At 62.5% G+C, this 15224-nt stretch carries 12 protein-coding genes and 3 pseudogenes; 8 read left to right on the plus strand and 7 right to left on the minus strand.

The window, feature by feature from the left end; all coding sequences use genetic code 11:
- Positions 1-64: 64 nt before the first annotated feature.
- Both OKW40_RS29695 and OKW40_RS29700 read left to right on the plus strand, forming a co-directional pair.
- The gene (locus OKW40_RS29695) at positions 65-1060 is read left to right on the plus strand and encodes an aldo/keto reductase (protein ID WP_429354175.1); all 996 of its coding nucleotides are present in this window, start codon (positions 65-67) and stop codon (positions 1058-1060) included.
- 93 nt (positions 1061-1153) lie between these two features.
- A complete protein-coding gene (locus tag OKW40_RS29700) occupies positions 1154-1546 on the plus strand; it encodes a hypothetical protein (protein WP_429493068.1) in 393 nt (130 codons plus the stop codon).
- A gap of 10 nt (positions 1547-1556) precedes the next feature.
- Here OKW40_RS29700 and OKW40_RS29705 read toward each other — a convergent pair whose 3' ends face one another.
- Positions 1557-3197, minus strand: a complete 1641-nt coding sequence (locus OKW40_RS29705) for an MFS transporter (protein WP_429493069.1) — start codon at positions 3195-3197, stop codon at positions 1557-1559.
- A gap of 202 nt (positions 3198-3399) precedes the next feature.
- Between OKW40_RS29705 and OKW40_RS29710 the strand changes: the two are divergent.
- A pseudogene (locus tag OKW40_RS29710) lies at positions 3400-4642 on the plus strand (cystathionine gamma-synthase family protein).
- Between the two features lie 104 nt (positions 4643-4746).
- On the opposite strand, the gene OKW40_RS29715 reads toward OKW40_RS29710, so the two are convergent.
- The gene (locus tag OKW40_RS29715) at positions 4747-5115 is read right to left on the minus strand and encodes an NUDIX hydrolase (protein WP_090807757.1); all 369 of its coding nucleotides are present in this window, start codon (positions 5113-5115) and stop codon (positions 4747-4749) included.
- Positions 5116-5357: 242 nt separating this feature from the next.
- Here OKW40_RS29715 and OKW40_RS29720 point away from each other — a divergent pair, with 242 nt between their 5' ends.
- Both OKW40_RS29720 and OKW40_RS29725 read left to right on the plus strand, forming a co-directional pair.
- Positions 5358-6269: a CHAD domain-containing protein gene (locus tag OKW40_RS29720; protein ID WP_429493070.1), complete on the plus strand. Its 912-nt coding sequence runs from the start codon at positions 5358-5360 to the stop codon at positions 6267-6269.
- Positions 6270-6716: 447 nt separating this feature from the next.
- Positions 6717-10658 carry an autotransporter outer membrane beta-barrel domain-containing protein gene (locus OKW40_RS29725; protein WP_429493962.1) on the plus strand — a complete coding sequence of 1314 codons (3942 nt, stop codon included), beginning with the start codon at positions 6717-6719 and terminating at the stop codon, positions 10656-10658.
- A gap of 284 nt (positions 10659-10942) precedes the next feature.
- On the opposite strand, the gene OKW40_RS29730 is transcribed toward OKW40_RS29725, so the two are convergent.
- Positions 10943-11194 (minus strand): DUF1488 domain-containing protein, encoded by a 252-nt coding sequence (locus OKW40_RS29730; protein WP_018425166.1) that lies wholly within the window; start codon positions 11192-11194, stop codon positions 10943-10945.
- A 69-nt stretch (positions 11195-11263) separates the two neighbouring features.
- A complete protein-coding gene (locus tag OKW40_RS29735; RefSeq protein ID WP_090807765.1) occupies positions 11264-11581 on the minus strand; it encodes a hypothetical protein in 318 nt (105 codons plus the stop codon).
- Here OKW40_RS29735 and OKW40_RS29740 point away from each other — a divergent pair.
- Positions 11573-11818 carry a hypothetical protein gene (locus tag OKW40_RS29740; RefSeq protein ID WP_429334639.1) on the plus strand — a complete coding sequence of 82 codons (246 nt, stop codon included), beginning with the start codon at positions 11573-11575 and terminating at the stop codon, positions 11816-11818. The two genes, OKW40_RS29735 and OKW40_RS29740, sit on opposite strands and share 9 nt — an antisense overlap.
- A 137-nt stretch (positions 11819-11955) precedes the next feature.
- Here OKW40_RS29740 and OKW40_RS29745 read toward each other — a convergent pair whose 3' ends face one another.
- Positions 11956-12561: a TetR/AcrR family transcriptional regulator gene (locus OKW40_RS29745; RefSeq protein WP_184061501.1), complete on the minus strand. Its 606-nt coding sequence runs from the start codon at positions 12559-12561 to the stop codon at positions 11956-11958.
- A 130-nt stretch (positions 12562-12691) separates the two neighbouring features.
- Between OKW40_RS29745 and OKW40_RS29750 the strand changes: the two genes are divergently transcribed.
- Complete coding sequence (locus OKW40_RS29750) at positions 12692-13615, plus strand: NAD-dependent epimerase/dehydratase family protein (protein ID WP_429493071.1); 924 nt, start codon at positions 12692-12694, stop codon at positions 13613-13615.
- Positions 13616-13617: 2 nt separating this feature from the next.
- Positions 13618-13962, plus strand: coding sequence for a DoxX family protein (locus OKW40_RS29755; RefSeq protein WP_429493072.1), 345 nt, complete (start codon positions 13618-13620; stop codon positions 13960-13962).
- A gap of 257 nt (positions 13963-14219) precedes the next feature.
- Here OKW40_RS29755 and OKW40_RS29760 read toward each other — a convergent pair.
- Together OKW40_RS29760 and OKW40_RS29765 are read right to left on the minus strand one after the other, a co-directional pair.
- Positions 14220-14351 (minus strand): annotated as a pseudogene (locus OKW40_RS29760) (alkene reductase); the annotation flags it as partial.
- Positions 14352-14385: 34 nt separating this feature from the next.
- Positions 14386-15091 (minus strand): annotated as a pseudogene (locus OKW40_RS29765) (SDR family oxidoreductase).
- Between the last annotated feature and the right edge of the window lie 133 nt (positions 15092-15224).

Here is a 15224-nt window from a genome sequence, read left to right on the forward strand (position 1 = left end):
TCCCGCAAGGGTCATGAACCGCCTGCGACGCAACTTCGCAGCAAAACAGAGGATAAGCATCCAAATGACGCTTTCGACGAGAAAATTTGGTCGTACCGGCTGGAATGTGTCGGAAATCGGTTTTGGGGCATGGGCGATCGGCGGCTCGTGGGGCAGTGTTGCGGAAGATGACGCCAAGGCCGCGCTAAATGCCGCGCTCGACAACGGTGTCACGTTCATCGACACGGCCGATGTCTACGGCGATGGTCGCTCCGAACGGATCATCCGCGACGTGCTGCGGCAACGAGGCGGCGAACGTCCGATTGTCGCCACCAAGCTCGGGCGCCGACTCGACCCGCATGTGACCAGCGGCTATCTGAACAAGCGCGAGCTCGAAGCTTTCATCGACCGGAGTCGCTCGAATCTCGGCGTCGACACGCTCGACCTGGTCCAGCTGCATTGCCCGCCGACGGAGGTTTACTACCGTCCCGAGGTGTTCGACGCAATGGACGACTTCGTCGCCGCCGGCAAGATCCGCTACTACGGCGTGTCGGTCGAAAAGGTGGAAGAAGCGCTGAAGGCGATCGAATATCCGAACGTGGTTTCGGTGCAGATCATCTACAACATGTTCCGTCAGCGTCCATCCGATCTGTTCTTCAGGCAAGCGCAAAAGAAAGACGTTGCAGTCATCGCGCGAGTGCCTCTGGCCAGCGGCATGCTCACGGGCAAGATGTCCGCGGATTCGACTTTTGCATCAGACGACCATCGTGCATTCAATCGGCATGGCGAGGCGTTCGACGTCGGCGAAACGTTCTCCGGCGTGCCCTACGACGTCGCGTTGCAAGCGGTCGACGAACTGCGCGGCCTGGTACCCGTGAACGCCTCCATGGCGCAGCTGGCTCTGCGCTGGATCCTGATGGAGGATGCCGTCTCCGTCATCATCCCGGGCAGTAAAAACGCGGCCCAGGCGGCGTCGAACGTCTCGGCCGCGAGCCTCGCGCCGCTGTCCGACGTGGTAATGCAACGGGTCCGGGATGTCTATCAGCGCCATATCGCGCCGCACGTCCACCAGCGCTGGTAAAGGCAACGCGGTGGCGGCTTCGCGGTGGGCGCATTCGACATGCAGGGAGCACCCGGAATAAATTGTGTTTGTACCTCGACTCTGGAGAACCTCATGACAGACATCGCACTTGCACGCAAAGATGCTTGCCTCGCAGTGGTTCATGCGGTACTGACGGACTTGAGCGACGACAGCAATCTGATCGGCGCGGCTCTACGTGTTGCTGACTACCTCGTAGATGATCTCGAAGGCAAGATCACCGAGACCGACGCCATACTGCTTGCTGTCACCGCGCTAACCAAGGTCAATCGCGCGATTCTCGAGTGGAACGACGTGGACGGCAACTCGATGGACGCGATGAGAGTCGCGGATTTCGTCATCGATGAACAAATGAACGGGTACGACAGCGCGCCACATCAACCGACTTCGTCGGCGGCAAGAATCGAGGCGCGAGCGGCCGCGGTGATCCGGCCGACGGGGTCCCCGGTGCGGCCTGTTCACCACTGAGTTTCGTATCTCACTCCGGGCGCGCCACCGCCGGCCGTTTCAGCGGCTGGATGGTGGCCATCGCAAGCCCCGCTCCGGCGAACGCACACGCGGCGCAGACGAGCGCGACGGCCCGCAGCGCGTCGGTCATCGCATCGGCTTGCGCGCGCGCCACGGATGTCTCGCGCGGCGTATGCGAGTCGCTTGCCGCCCCTCCCGCTTGCTCGACCGGCGCCAGCAATTGCCCGCTCTGGCGCGTATCTTGCGGCACATGCAGTTCGTCGAGGCGCGCCGATAGCGCCGCGTGGTGCGACCACACGAACACGATGCCGAGCACCGCAATCGCCAGCAGGCCCGCCACGCGCGCAACGGCGTTATTGATGCCGGACGCCACGCCTGTGCGGTCGCTCGGCACCGCGCCCATCACGGTCGTGGTAAGCGGCGCGACGGTGATCGTCATGCCGAGCCCGAGCACGACGAGCGCAGGGAAGAATTCAGCCCAATAGCTGCCGCGCACGAACGGCAGCGCCAGCAACGTGAACCCGACGCCGGCGACGCCCGGGCCAATGGTCAGCAGCGTGCGCGAACCGAAGCGGCTAGTCAGACCGCCAGTGAAGCGCGATAGCAAACCGATGATGAAAGGCACCGGCAACAGCGCCGCCCCCGCTTCGGTCGCGGTGTAGCCATGCGCGCGGATCAACGTGAACGGCAGGAAAAAGAACGTGCCGCCAAGGCCGAAGTAAAGCAGCAGTGTGACGAGGTTGGCGCCGGCGAAGTCGCGCGAGCGAAACAGGTCGAGCGGCATCATCGGGTTGGGGCTGCGCGCCTCAATGGTCACGAATGCGGCGAGCATCAGCACGCCGGCGCCAATCGCACAGAATACGAGCGGATGCGCGAAGCCACGCGCCGATGCTTCGGTCAGGCCGAAGGTCAGCGCGGCGAGGCCCGTGGCTGCGCTCAGTGCGCCGGGCCAGTCGAGCTGTCCAGGTGCATCGGCCCCGTGGCTGTTGGGCACCGCCGATATGGCGAGCGCGATCGTCAGCGCCGCGAGCGGGACGTTCAGGAAGAAGATCGCGCGCCACGACCACGCGTCGACGAGCCAGCCGCCCGCCACCGGCCCCACGGCCGAGGTGATCGCGCCGACGCCCGCCCAGGTGCCGATTGCCCGTCCGCGCGCTGCGTCGTCGAACACCGCGCCGATGATCGCGAGACTGCTGGGTACCAGCAGTGACGCGCCGATGCCTTGAACCGCGCGCGCGGCGACCAGCGCAAACGTATTCGGTGCAAACCCGCAAGCGGCCGACGCCAGCGTGAAAAGCGCGACGCCCGCGATGAACACCGTACGCCGGCCGAGCTTGTCGCCCATCGATCCGCCGACCAGCACGAGGGAGCCGAGAAACAGCAGATACGCGTTGACGACCCACTGCATCGCCGCGACGCTCGCGCCGAGTTCGCTCTGAATGGCCGGCAGCGCGACGTTGACGACGGAGCCATCGATGAACGCCATGCTCGAACCACCGATCGTCGCGGCCAGCGCGAGGCGCTTGCGCTGGCACGGGCGGCCGGTCGTGACGGGCTGCGTGCGGATGACGAGCTCGTCGCACGGGCTCGCCTGCGCGGCGATGACGTGCGCCGTCCTCGGCTTGCTACCAGGATGATCAGGGTCGGCCACGTTCGCTCCCGTGCTGGTCGATGAAGACTTAGAGCCTGTTCGTGCCAGCGAGGCTAGTCAACCCCGCAGCGCGACATCGCGGAGCGGGTTTTGCCCATTCGGGGTGTCGCGCGCCGCCGGACGGGACGCCAAGGACTTCGCCGGCGAGCGGTTACAGGTGATAATCGGTTGGAAGCAATCGATCTAAAAAAGCGGAGAAGGAATGGACAAGCAAGGTTTCACCACTGGCATCGTTCACGGCGACAGAATTGCGGGCACCGAGCACGGTGCCTTGCGTCAGCCAGTTCATACGTCCGTGCAATATGGTTTCGAGCGCGTCGAGGACCTGATCGGCGTGTTCCAGGGCACGAAGAAAGGCGGCTTCAATTACGCACGGCAGGGCACGCCCACCACCGCCGCGCTCGAGCGCAAGATCACCAGCCTCGAAGAAGGCGTCGGCACGGTCTGCTTCAGCACAGGCATGGCCGGCATCACCGCGACGTTCCTGACGCTGCTGCGCGCGGGCGATCATCTCGTGTCGAGCCGTTACGTGTTCGGCAACACCAACAGTCTGTTCGGCACGTTGCGGGCACTCGGCGTCGAAGTCACGACCGTCGACGCGTGCAACGTCGACGACGTGAAGAACGCAATCCGGCCGAATACGCGCATGGTGTTCGTCGAAACCATCGCGAATCCGGGCACGCAGATTCCCGACCTGCAAGGTATCGGTGACGTGTGCCGTGAGCGCGGCATCGTGTACTTCGTCGATAACACGATTACCTCGCCCGCATTGTTCAAGCCAAAGGCGGTCGGCGCGAGCCTCGTCATCAACTCGCTGACGAAGACTATCGCGGGTCATGGCGCGGCCCTCCGGCGGCGCGGTGACGGATACCGGTCTGTTCGACTGGAGCGCGTATCCGAACATCGCCGACGACTATCGGCGTTCGGCGGCAAAGGATCAGGGGCTGCTGCAGATCCGCAAGAAAGGCCTGCGAGACATGGGCGCGGCATTGTCGTCCGAGCAGGCGCACTCGATCGCGATGGGCGCGGAAACGCTCGCCTTGCGCGTGAAGCAAAGCAGCGACAATGCGCTCGCGCTCGCGCAGTTTCTCGAAGGGCACGAAGCGATCGGCAACGTGTTCTATCCTGGCCTGAAGAGCCATCCGCAATACGAGATCGCACAGACGCTGTTCAAGGGCGCATCCTGGCTGTTGTCGTTCGAATTACTCAACGTGGATCGCATGGTCGAAGTCGTCAACGCGCTCAAGCTGCCGGTCAAGGCGACCGGTCTCGGCGACACGCGCACGCTGATCATTCCCGTCGCGCCGACGATCTTTTTCGAAGCCGGGCCGGAAACGCGCAAGGCGATGGGTATTTCAGACGGCATGCTGCGGCTGTCCGCGGGCATCGAGGATATCGACGACCTGATTGCGGATTTCGCACAGGCGCTCAAGTTCGCGGCGTAGTTTTTCGGGCCTTCGAAATTCTGAGCGAGGCTGGTGCGCCGGCCTCGCTTGTTTAGTTCCTAGCAATGCAATCCGGGCGCCGGGGTATCAGTTGAAGGTCTGGGCTACTTCCTGCGCCGCTGATACATGAGCTTCACGATATCGGTCGTCGGCCCGCTGGTCATGAGGCGACGGATCTCGTCCATGTGAACCCAGCGACACCTGGATATTTCGTTACTCGGGCGCGCTTTGGCCCGATTCGGGATTTCGCAGGAAAACACGTGATGGTGCTTCTGCTTGCCTCGGAAGTCGAAGAGATGCTTGGCCGACTTGCCGGATAGTTGAGTTTCTTCCTTGAGTTCCCGAAGTGCGGCGTCCGTGCGATGTTCTCCACGCTTGAGGATCCCGCCCGGTAAAGCCCACTTTGCTTGACTACGTGCGACCAGAAGGATTCGCTTACCTCTGCGACAGATCACGGTGGCGCGTTTCTTCAAACCGAACTCCCACTTATGCCCCAGATGCTCTCAAGACGCGCACCACACGGCGGCGTATCGGGCGTTGCCAGACATAGTTGAGCATCCTAATACAGAACAGCAGAAGCCGGTAATGTTTCGAAGCGAGGACAGCGGACGCGCGGCAGCTTAAAGTATGTCATCACCGCGTCACAATCTCGGCGCTCGAGAGTCGCTATGGTAAGGTCTCGGCAAATGAATTTTCTATCCGACTCGAGGCTGCAATGGATATGGATGGTGACTGGTCCTTGCCACGGCCAAACACTCTCTTCAAAGTCAACCGCCGGACGGCCGGTTCATCACTTTCAAAAACGAGTTCCATCGCCAGTACCTTCTCGTCGCTGGCGGCGCCAGTGGTGGCCGAAGCCGTGCAAAGGGCAAGAGAGCTATCCACGCAGAGCGATGCAGAAGGGTTTCATCAGCTTCGCGTCGCTTTCAGAAAGCTTCGGGCTTTGTACTGGGCGTACTCTCCATACCTCGGAGAGGAATCGACCGCGCAAGCCACCGAAGAATTCAAGCGTCTTGCGGCCGTGGCAGGCGGAACCCGTGACTGGGACATAGCAGGCGATCTGCTGAGAGCCGCCAAGGAGTCCGGCGCCTCGATCGAACTGCTGGTGGCCGCGGCGCGCGAGAAGCGCGCGCAGGCGGTGGTGCATAGCCAGACGATGATCAAAAGCGACGATGTCGAGGCGTTTCTGAACGATGTCATGCTTCGCGCGCAAACCACACTGCTGTCGCGTTGCGACAATCTACCCATTCAGGCGTTCGCCGAGAAGCGTGTCCGTCTAGCACAGCGTGCACTTCAAAAGCGAAGCAGACGCGCTGCACGCAGCGAGGACACCCACGAGCAGGATCTTCACGACGTTCGAAAGGCAGGCAAAAAACTGAGGTACCTGCTGGAGTTTTTTCAACCCGTTATCAAAGGCGGACACGGTCGCACCATCAAGGAATTGACATCCGTGCAGAACAAGCTGGGGCAGTTCAACGACATTGCCGCAAGCGAGGCGCTGATTCGCAGCGCGTCATTCAATGAGGTTCCGCCCGAGGTCGTGCGCGAATCGCTGCAATGGTTGGGAAAGCAGAAGTCCCAACGGATGCGGGAGGCATCGCGGCGGGTCCGAGGCATCTCTAACTGAGGCGGGCGCGATCTGACTGTGTGGATGCCGAAGTATCACCGGGTTGTCGCGCGGTTGGTAAACGGCTGCGCTCGGCCACGAGGAGCCGCTCACCGGAAGCATCGCCGGGACAGTCAAACGTCAGTGACAATCTGGAAAGCGGAGATCCAATCGGGACACGACGATATGCTCAGGCGCTTTTCTCGGGTGGCGAGCCGTTGGTAACTCGCATGAAAGGACCGCAATCGAAGCCTTCCAGGTTAATTCTTGACAAATCAATCTGCCTACCTACCCTTAGCAGAACTTGGCAACAACTCAATCGCGTGCGCACAACCAGTAAGGCAACGACTGTTCGGGGAGATGCTTTCCAAAGTCAACGTCGATGGGTCGGTCTCCCGAAGTCAAGCTCGCGTGTCTTGGCAAACTTCCACCGGCAGGTAACGGAGGGTCGTCGTGGCGGCAAGAACGATTCATCGCGCATCGTTAAGCACGTTGGCCGGCGGCGCGCGCGGTCGATTGACGATTCCGCTGACGACGCGGCACCAGCGACTCAACCCTTTCTGCATCCTCCATGCCATATGGCTCATGGGCCTGGCACCCGTGCCGGCATTGGCGCAGCAGACGGTGACTGAACGACCCAATCTCTCCGGGAGCGAAACGATCGACACCCCCGCCAACAACGTCCTGTTTGTTGGCACCGATAACACGAGCACCAGCTTCTCCGGCACGATCAACAATGCTGGCGTTGCGAGCGATCCAACGTCGCAACAAGGCCAGTTTGTCAAAACGGGCGGCGGAACACTGACGATCGACGGCGCAAGGATCCGGGGGGGCTCCGCATTCGTGATTGGCGGTGGACTGGCGGCGACGAGCAGCGACGCCGCCATCGACTATCTTTCGCTGGGCCTGGGCAATGCCCCAACTCTTCCCGGATCGACGTCGTCTGGCACGTTGAACGTGAGCGGCGGCACGCTCACATTCAACTCCGCGCTCCAGGTCGGCGACTTCGGCGGCACGGGCACGGTTACGCAGACTGCGGGCAACGTCGTCTTCGGTATGCCGGGCACGCCGGTGTCGCTGAACATCGGCAACCAGGGCGGTACGGGCACCTACAATCTGGCGGGCGGAACGGTCGCATTCGGCAACAGCACCACCGACTTCATGACGCTCGGCCGCAATACGCAAGGCAACCCGAGCAGCGGCACGCTCAACCTGAGCGGCGGCACCTTCAACGTGGCTAACGGGACGCTGTTCATCGGCTCGAACGTCGTGTCCTCGGGTAGCCAGGGCACCGGTACGATCAACCAGACCGGCGGTACCCTTGCAATCGGCAGCGCGTCGAGACTGTTCCTCGCGGCGGCCGGCAACGGCACGTATAACCTGTCGGGCGGCACGCTGCAGATTGGCGGAAGTTCGCTGTTCGGCGACTTCAACAATCTGGGTGGCACCTATGCATTCAATCTCGGTGGAGGAACGATACAGGTGGTGGGTTCGGCGCTGAGCGCAGGCGTCAACGCAACGCTGGTCGGAGGCACGACGTCGACCATCGACACCAACGGCATGGGCGCGACATGGTCCGGCGTGCTCTCCGGAAGCGGGGCACTGGCCAAGGCCGGCAACGGCGTGCTCACGCTGACCAATGCGAATACCTATACCGGCATGACGACCATCTCTGCCGGCACGCTGGCGCTGACGGGAAGCGGCAGCATCAATTTGACCAGCGGGATGTTAAACAACGGCACCTTCGATATTTCTGGCGTCACAACCACTCCGATTCCGGGGGTCGCGACGGGCGTCGTGCCGCTGCCGAACCTGTCGGGCAGCGGCACCGTGATCGACGGCACGAACATACTGGTGGTTGGCACCGATAACACGAGCACCAGTTTCTCCGGCACGATCATCAATGCCGGCACGGCGAGCGACGCGCTGCAAGGCATCTTCGTCAAGACTGGCGCAGGGACGTTCACGATCAACGGTGCGCGGATTCAGGGCGGCTCGGCTTTTGTGGTGGGCGGTGGACTAGCGATCTCCAGCGGCAGCACCGCGATCGACTATCTTTCGCTGGGCCTCGGCAATACCCTCGCGACGCAGGTCCCCGGATCGACGTCGTCTGGCACGTTGAACGTGAGCGGCGGCACGCTCACGTTCAACTCCGCGCTCCAGGTCGGCGACTTCGGCGGCACGGGCACGGTTACGCAGACTGCGGGCAACGTCGTCTTCGGTATGCCGGGCACGCCGGTGTCGCTGAACATCGGCAACCAGGGCGGTACGGGCACCTACAATCTGGCGGGCGGAACGGTCGCATTCGGCAACAGCACCACCGACTTCATGACGCTCGGCCGCAATACGCAAGGCAACCCGAGCAGCGGCACGCTCAACCTGAGCGGCGGCACCTTCAACGTGGCTAACGGGACGCTGTTCATCGGCTCGAACGTCGTGTCCTCGGGTAGCCAGGGCACCGGTACGATCAACCAGACCGGCGGTACCCTTGCAATCGGCAGCGCGTCGAGACTGTTCCTCGCGGCGGCCGGCAACGGCACGTATAACCTGTCGGGCGGCACGCTGCAGATTGGCGGAAGTTCGCTGTTCGGCGACTTCAACAATCTGGGTGGCACCTATGCATTCAATCTCGGTGGAGGAACGATACAGGTGGTGGGTTCGGCGCTGAGCGCAGGCGTCAACGCAACGCTGGTCGGAAGCACGACGTCGACCATCGACACCAACGGCATGGGCGCGACATGGTCCGGCGTGCTCTCCGGAAGCGGGGCACTGGCCAAGGCCGGCAACGGCGTGCTCACGTTATCCGGCCAGAACACCTTTACTGGTCCAACGAACGTTCGCAATGGCGTGCTCAATCTGACCGGCTCGTTGCAGTCGCCGGTCAATGTGGAGGCGAACGGAACCCTGGGCGGTACAGGAACGGACTTGAACACCGTCACCAATGCCGGAACGGTTGAGCCGGGCTTCGGGCTCCCGGCAGGGCAATTCGGTGCGATGACTGTCAAAAATTTCGTGGGTGCCGGCGGCACGCTCGCGCTGCGCACGTTCCTCGGTCTGGATGGCTCGCCGTCGGACAGACTCATCATCAACGGCGGCAGCGCCGACCCTTCAGCCGTACGTATCACGAACGCAGGCGGCTCCGGTGGATTGACGACGGGGAACGGCATTCTCGTCGTCGAGACAACCAACGGTGGCACCACGGCGTCGGACGCCTTTTCGCTCGTCGGCGAGGCGCGCGGCGGCGCCGAAGACTATCGTTTGTTTCGCGGTGGCGTCAACAGCAGCAATCCCGAGGACTGGTTTCTGCGCTCGTCGTTCGTCGTGTCGCCCCCACCGGGGGGAAGCGAAGAGGAACCGGAAACTGGACCTGGCACCGAACCCCCACCGGATCCGCTGCCGCCAGGCGTCTACCCGATCATCGGGCCGGAACTGGCCACCTATGGCGTAGTTCAACCGGTCGCCCGGCAGATGGGTGTCGAGATGCTCGGGACGCTCCATGAGCGCATCGGCGACACGCTCACGACGGAGAGCGGCGGCGCGGGCGGCTCGGGCTGGGCAAGCTCCGCCTGGGGACGCGTGTTCGGCGGCCAGATCGACAACCGCTACGAGTCTTACGCCGATCCGCGCGTGAGCGGCGGAGTCGGAGGCGTGCAGACCGGTCTCGACGTATGGCGTGGAAGCGTCTGGCCCGGTCATCGCGACGCTGCAGGCGTCTACTTTGCATACGGCTACGGCAGTGCAGATGTCGATGGCCTGGTCACCAACGCAGCGGCAACCGGATACACGCTGGAGCACACCGGCTCAATGCATCTGAATGCATATACAGGCGGAGGCTACTGGACGGACTACGGCCCCAGTGGCTGGTATGTCGATGCGGTTGTGCAGGGTACGCACTACGACGGCTCCGCGACCACTCAGTTTGCGAATCTGCCGGTCCGGGGTACGGGCTTCGCGACATCACTCGAGGGGGGCTATCCGATCCCCCTGCCGCTCGGCCCGGGTTTCGAGCTGGAGCCTCAGGCGCAGATCATCTGGCAGCACGTGTCGTTTTCCGACGCGAACGATGGTCTGGGTGAAGTCTCCCTCGGCTCCACTTCGGGCGCGAGTGGCCGCCTCGGCGTGCGCGGGAAGTGGACCATCGAAGGCAGCCAGGGAGCGGTGTGGCAGCCGTATGTGCGTGCCAACCTGTGGCGGGATTTCAATGCCGAGGCCACCACGACCTTCGCCAATGACCGGGTGCCGCTGAATGTGCAGGCCACGCGACTGGAGCTCGCCGGCGGTGTCACCGCCAGGCTCAAGGAGCGGCTGAACCTTTACGGACAGTTCGGCTACCAGTTCGCCGTGAGTGGAGACAGCAATGTCCGCCGTAGTGGCGTCGCGGGCGATCTCGGCGTGCGCTATCAATGGTAGGGCCTCTAAAGTGCAAGGTGTCCTGCATCCCGACCTTCCAGGTCGTGGATGCACAAATGTAGGCAGGCAAAGGAGACTGATAACTGCCTTGCCGGTCCTGATATCAAGAGTCGACTTCGGTCGAGAAGTCGTCAGCGATCGCCCCGGCGACTGGCCGAAGTGCATCAAAAACAGCCTCAGGATGCGGAAGCCGTCGACCGGCAGCAGCGGATCGAGCCTGTATGAAAACGCGTTGATCGCCTGAACTGGATCAACTCATTCAGCATGGGTGACCGGATGAAGCTTTAGTGCAGCGTGTAGAGAGTCTGCGGCCCCTCGGCATAGAGGGTCATGGCGACCTTCAGGATCTCATTGCGATTCCGGTCGAAGGAGGCCAGCACCTCGGCTTCGTCAGTACCGAGGGCGGAGTCGAAATGCTTCAGTACGCGGTCTTCAACAAAGAAGGTAATCTCGCGTGCTTTGTCGTATCCCCAGAACCACACGCCATGCCTGATCCCATCATAGCTGCGGCTGGGGTTGGAAAAACTGAGTGCCATGTGTCGTCCTTCGTTCTATGCCTCAGATGGACCGGGTTGCACGCTCACTACCTGCGCGGAGCGCTCCCGCTAGTGCGGATCGCCTTTCATGCTTTCGGCTTCCATCGCGGCATGCAATTCCTCATACGCCTCGATTGGTTCCATGTCCTGATCGACGAACGCGGCTGCGCGCTCAGCGGCGCTCGACGCGTCGCCCGGAATATCGCTCTCGCTGTCGTCTTCGGTACTTGGCGGCAGCAGCATGTCCTCAAGCATCCCGCGCAGCTCGGGAGTATTCCATGGCTTGCCCAGCTTGGCCTTCCTGTTCAGGTAATGACGAATTTCCGAGTCTTGCTCGGCCGTGAGCGGAAGCCCACGAAAAGTGGGGTCCGAGTGGTGATGGATCATGATGCACCTCCCGAAGCGGTTTGCGCCTTCAATGTGGAGATATCAATTTACTGCGGTGAACGTTACAAGTTGCATGTGATCGCTGTGCCGCGTGTCCGCGGCCAACCGATTTACGTCTTCTTCTTGGCGACACCTTCGTTCGCAACCCGCGAACGAACCGTGCTGAACGGCTTTGCCGGCACTGACGGCTTCGCGGGTTGCTTGGGCTTTTTCGCTTCGCGAGTGCTGCGTAATTGACTCTTGGCCATGGTGTTGCTCCTGATGCGTTGCGTGAGAAGGTGGTACCCCCAGCATACGCGCTTAGTTTGGTCGCGGCGTCAAAATGAACTGATGTGGAGGGTCGCTACGCGGAAAACCGACAGGGTTGGCCCATTTTAGCGAAGTGCCGCCGCCACGGCCTCGTCAATCTGCAGCGCAAAGCGCGCTTCAACATCGGGCACCGTGTAGCCAATTGACAGTTCCAGATACGCGTCGCCTAGCACCAACTGAACGAATGTCGCTGCCCGCAATACAGCAGTCGATTCGTCAAATCGCTTTCGCAGAATTTTTGCCGCGAAGGCACGTACGACCTTTGCGCCATTTTCGTAAAACACCTGGCCGAGTTCCGGAAGACGCTCGGCCTCAGCGACGATGGCCCGGTAAAGCCGCAGGTAATCCGGCACGATAAGGCTTCGTGCCAGCAACCACCCCAACTCGTGCAACTCGACTTCGGGTGATCCATCGGATTGCTCGTCCTGAGCCCCGGCAAGAAGTCCACCCACCTGAGCGCACATCGAACTCACCAGACCAACGAAGAGCGCCTCCTTCGACTTGAAGTGGCGGTAGACCGTCTGTTTGCCGACGCCAGCGGCCGCGGCGACATCGTCCATTGTTGCCAGGCCGAAACCTTGGCTTAAAAAAACGGTTCTCGCGCCTTCGAGGATGGCGGACCGCTTACGGCGTTGCAGCGGGCTCAGGTCGGGGAGAGAGGGTGTGTTCATCCCAGATAAATAACAGATCGCCGAGTAGTTGACAAGACTGGTCAGTCTCGTTTAGATTTGTCAAAACGAGACCGGTAAGTCTCGTTCGTGTGCTTTATCAACTTCGCAGGCAATCATCGAGGAGAACGCAATGGAACTGTTCATGACAGGTGGTACTGGCTACATCGGGCAAGCGGTCGCGCGCAAGGCAATCAGCCGCGGCCATCAGGTGACGGCGCTGGTGCGTCAGGACAGGTCGGCTGCTGCCAGCGCGCTGGCAGATCTCGGCGTGACACTGCATTCCGGCGACCTGCGTGAGCCACAGTCTTTCGCTGCGACTGCCGGTGCCGCCGAGGGCGTGGTGCACATGGCGTCGACCAATGATGCTTCCGCCGGTGCCGTTGATGAGGCTGCGGCTGTAGCGATGCTTTCGCATTTGCAGCCGGGCGCAGCGTTTGTCTATACGTCGGGCACCTGGGTCTACGGCAATACGGAGGGGAAGCCCGCGACTGAAGCTTCGGCGCTGAACCCGACACCACTCATCGCCTGGCGGCCCGCAGTGGAGCAACATGTGCGGGCGCTAGCGGCGAGCCGCTCGATTGCCGCGGTGATTCTCAGGCCGGCGATGGTGCACGGCTACGGCGGTGGCGTCTTCGGCATGCTTGCCGGGATGGTCCGTCAGACCGGCAGTGTGAGGGTCGTCGGCGATGGTCGCGACCACTGGCCTGCCGTTCACGTCGACGATCTCGCCACGGCTTACCTGAGCGCGGTGGAACAGGCGGCAAGCGGGGACGGTCGGGTCACGGGACAGATCTTCAACGTGGTCGCGGAAGATGCCGTTGCCGTTGCCGAAATGGGTGAAGCGATTCGGGCCTCGGTCGGCGCCGATCGCGTCGAACTCTGGTCGCTCGACGATGCTCGCAAATCGCTTGGACTGTTCGCCGACGCACTGGCGCTCGACCAGACAGTAAGCGGCCAGCATGCCCGCCGAGTTCTTGCGTGGGAGCCCCATGGCCCCGGCCTGATTGCGGACCTCTCTGCACAAAAACACTTTCAGCAAATCAACGGAGCATGACGATGGTGTGGAACAGTGCGTCTTTAGAATCGATCCTCGCGACGATCGTAGCGGTTCTGTTCGCGGTTGCTGGGATGGTCAATCTCGCAAGACCCGGCGCGGTGAAGCGCGACTTCGCACGCTGGGGTTATCCGGCATGGTTTCAGTGGCTCTGTGGCGCTCTCGAGTTGTTGACTGCGGCACTTCTTGCTGGACGACAAACCAGAGTCTTAGGCCTAACCCTGGCCGGTGCGATCATGATCGGTGCGCTCTTCACGTTGCTACGAAATCGGGAACCGTTCCGGCATCTCGCCCCGGCGCTGATCTTCTCGGCTCTCATTGTGGCTACTGTGGCGGTCCGCGGTTGAGGCTTCCTTGCCACCGGGCGAGTGAGCCCGAGACGCTAACAGGCCGTGCGGGCAATCCGTGCTGCAGGTACTTGAAATACGCGCACCGATAGCTGCATTGGAGCAACTCCAGTTTGATCGCGTGCGTCATGCGTCCGCTTTTTGTAGCGATGGCTGGGCGCTCCGGGTCGCCTGCCGCAGATCGCCGCTTTACGTGCCACGGGAAACGGTCCCTCATGCATGGGGCAGCGCGCGGCCACTACCGGCCAGTCGTGGCGCATATCGGCGGCGTGGAAGATGGGATCGGAGACTCGCCCGACGTGCCAGAGCTGGGAGACGATCGGACCGCCGGCTGCGTGAACCGCAGAGGTCACCTCCTTCCAGCCCGCGACCTGCTTTTCCGTCCAGATTGCCCGCGCGCGACGAGCGGGCGCTCCGGCGCCTTCAGTGCGGCGCCGGAGCGTCGAGATAGACGCCTGCCGACAACCCGGCCTTCACCTGCCGCGTGAACTCGTCGGTGGACACTTCCTCCGCCCCTGCCTCGATCGCGTCGTATGCCTGACGCACGACGTCGGCGGGCGTCGCCTTCGGCACTTCCAGCCCGCGCGTCAGATCCGTATCGATAAAACCGGCATGCAGCCCGACCACCTGCGTGTGCTGCTCGCGCAGCGAGTGACGCAGGCCGTTGGTCACCGCCCACGCGGCCGACTTCGACACGCCATAAGCCGCGAGGATCGGCCGGTTTATCCAGCTCGCAACAGACAGTACGTTCAGGATCGCGCCGCCGCCGTTGCCGGCAAGGTTGCTCGCGAACGCCTGCGACATCGACAGCATCCCGAACACGTTGGTGTCGAAGTGATCGCGTAACGCGTCGAGCGCGCCGTCGTCCGTCAGACTGCCGAGCCGCGCGATGCCCGCGTTGTTGATCAGAAGCGTGACGTCGCCCGCCGCGTCGGCGGCAGCGGCCACGGCCGCCGGATCGGTCACGTCAAGCTTCACGGGCACGACGCCCGGCAGCGTTACGCTGGCCGGATCGCGCGCGCCCGCATAGACCTTGCGCGCTCCTCTTTCGAGCGCCTGCTTCGCGAACTCAAGGCCAAGCCCGGCGGTTCGCACCCGTCACGAAAACAACAGCACCTTCGATCTTCATATCTCATCCTTTCGCATGACGAATCGCATGGGCGCCGGTTCGCAGCGCGCGTGAAATCCGGAGAAAACAAACCTGCCCTTGCGTACCGAACCGTTGCGCCGCCGAACGGCGCCAACGTCCGCCGCCCGCCGGC

Origin of the sequence: Paraburkholderia sp. RAU6.4a (assembly GCF_050435625.1) — a bacterium.
Lineage (GTDB): Bacteria > Pseudomonadota > Gammaproteobacteria > Burkholderiales > Burkholderiaceae > Paraburkholderia > Paraburkholderia tuberum.

Excerpts from the sequence above, each read along its gene's own strand:
- OKW40_RS29695 (WP_429354175.1), top strand. The coding sequence starts at position 65 with ATGACGCTTTCGACGAGAAAATTTGGTCGTACCGGCTGGAATGTGTCG.
- OKW40_RS29700 (WP_429493068.1), top strand. The coding sequence starts at position 1,154 with ATGACAGACATCGCACTTGCACGCAAAGATGCTTGCCTCGCAGTGGTT.
- OKW40_RS29720 (WP_429493070.1), top strand. The coding sequence starts at position 5,358 with ATGGATATGGATGGTGACTGGTCCTTGCCACGGCCAAACACTCTCTTC.
- OKW40_RS29730 (WP_018425166.1), bottom strand. The coding sequence starts at position 11,194 with ATGGCACTCAGTTTTTCCAACCCCAGCCGCAGCTATGATGGGATCAGG.
- OKW40_RS29740 (WP_429334639.1), top strand. The coding sequence starts at position 11,573 with ATGGATCATGATGCACCTCCCGAAGCGGTTTGCGCCTTCAATGTGGAG.
- OKW40_RS29735 (WP_090807765.1), bottom strand. The coding sequence starts at position 11,581 with ATGATCCATCACCACTCGGACCCCACTTTTCGTGGGCTTCCGCTCACG.
- OKW40_RS29745 (WP_184061501.1), bottom strand. The coding sequence starts at position 12,561 with ATGAACACACCCTCTCTCCCCGACCTGAGCCCGCTGCAACGCCGTAAG.
- OKW40_RS29750 (WP_429493071.1), top strand. The coding sequence starts at position 12,692 with ATGGAACTGTTCATGACAGGTGGTACTGGCTACATCGGGCAAGCGGTC.
- OKW40_RS29755 (WP_429493072.1), top strand. The coding sequence starts at position 13,618 with ATGGTGTGGAACAGTGCGTCTTTAGAATCGATCCTCGCGACGATCGTA.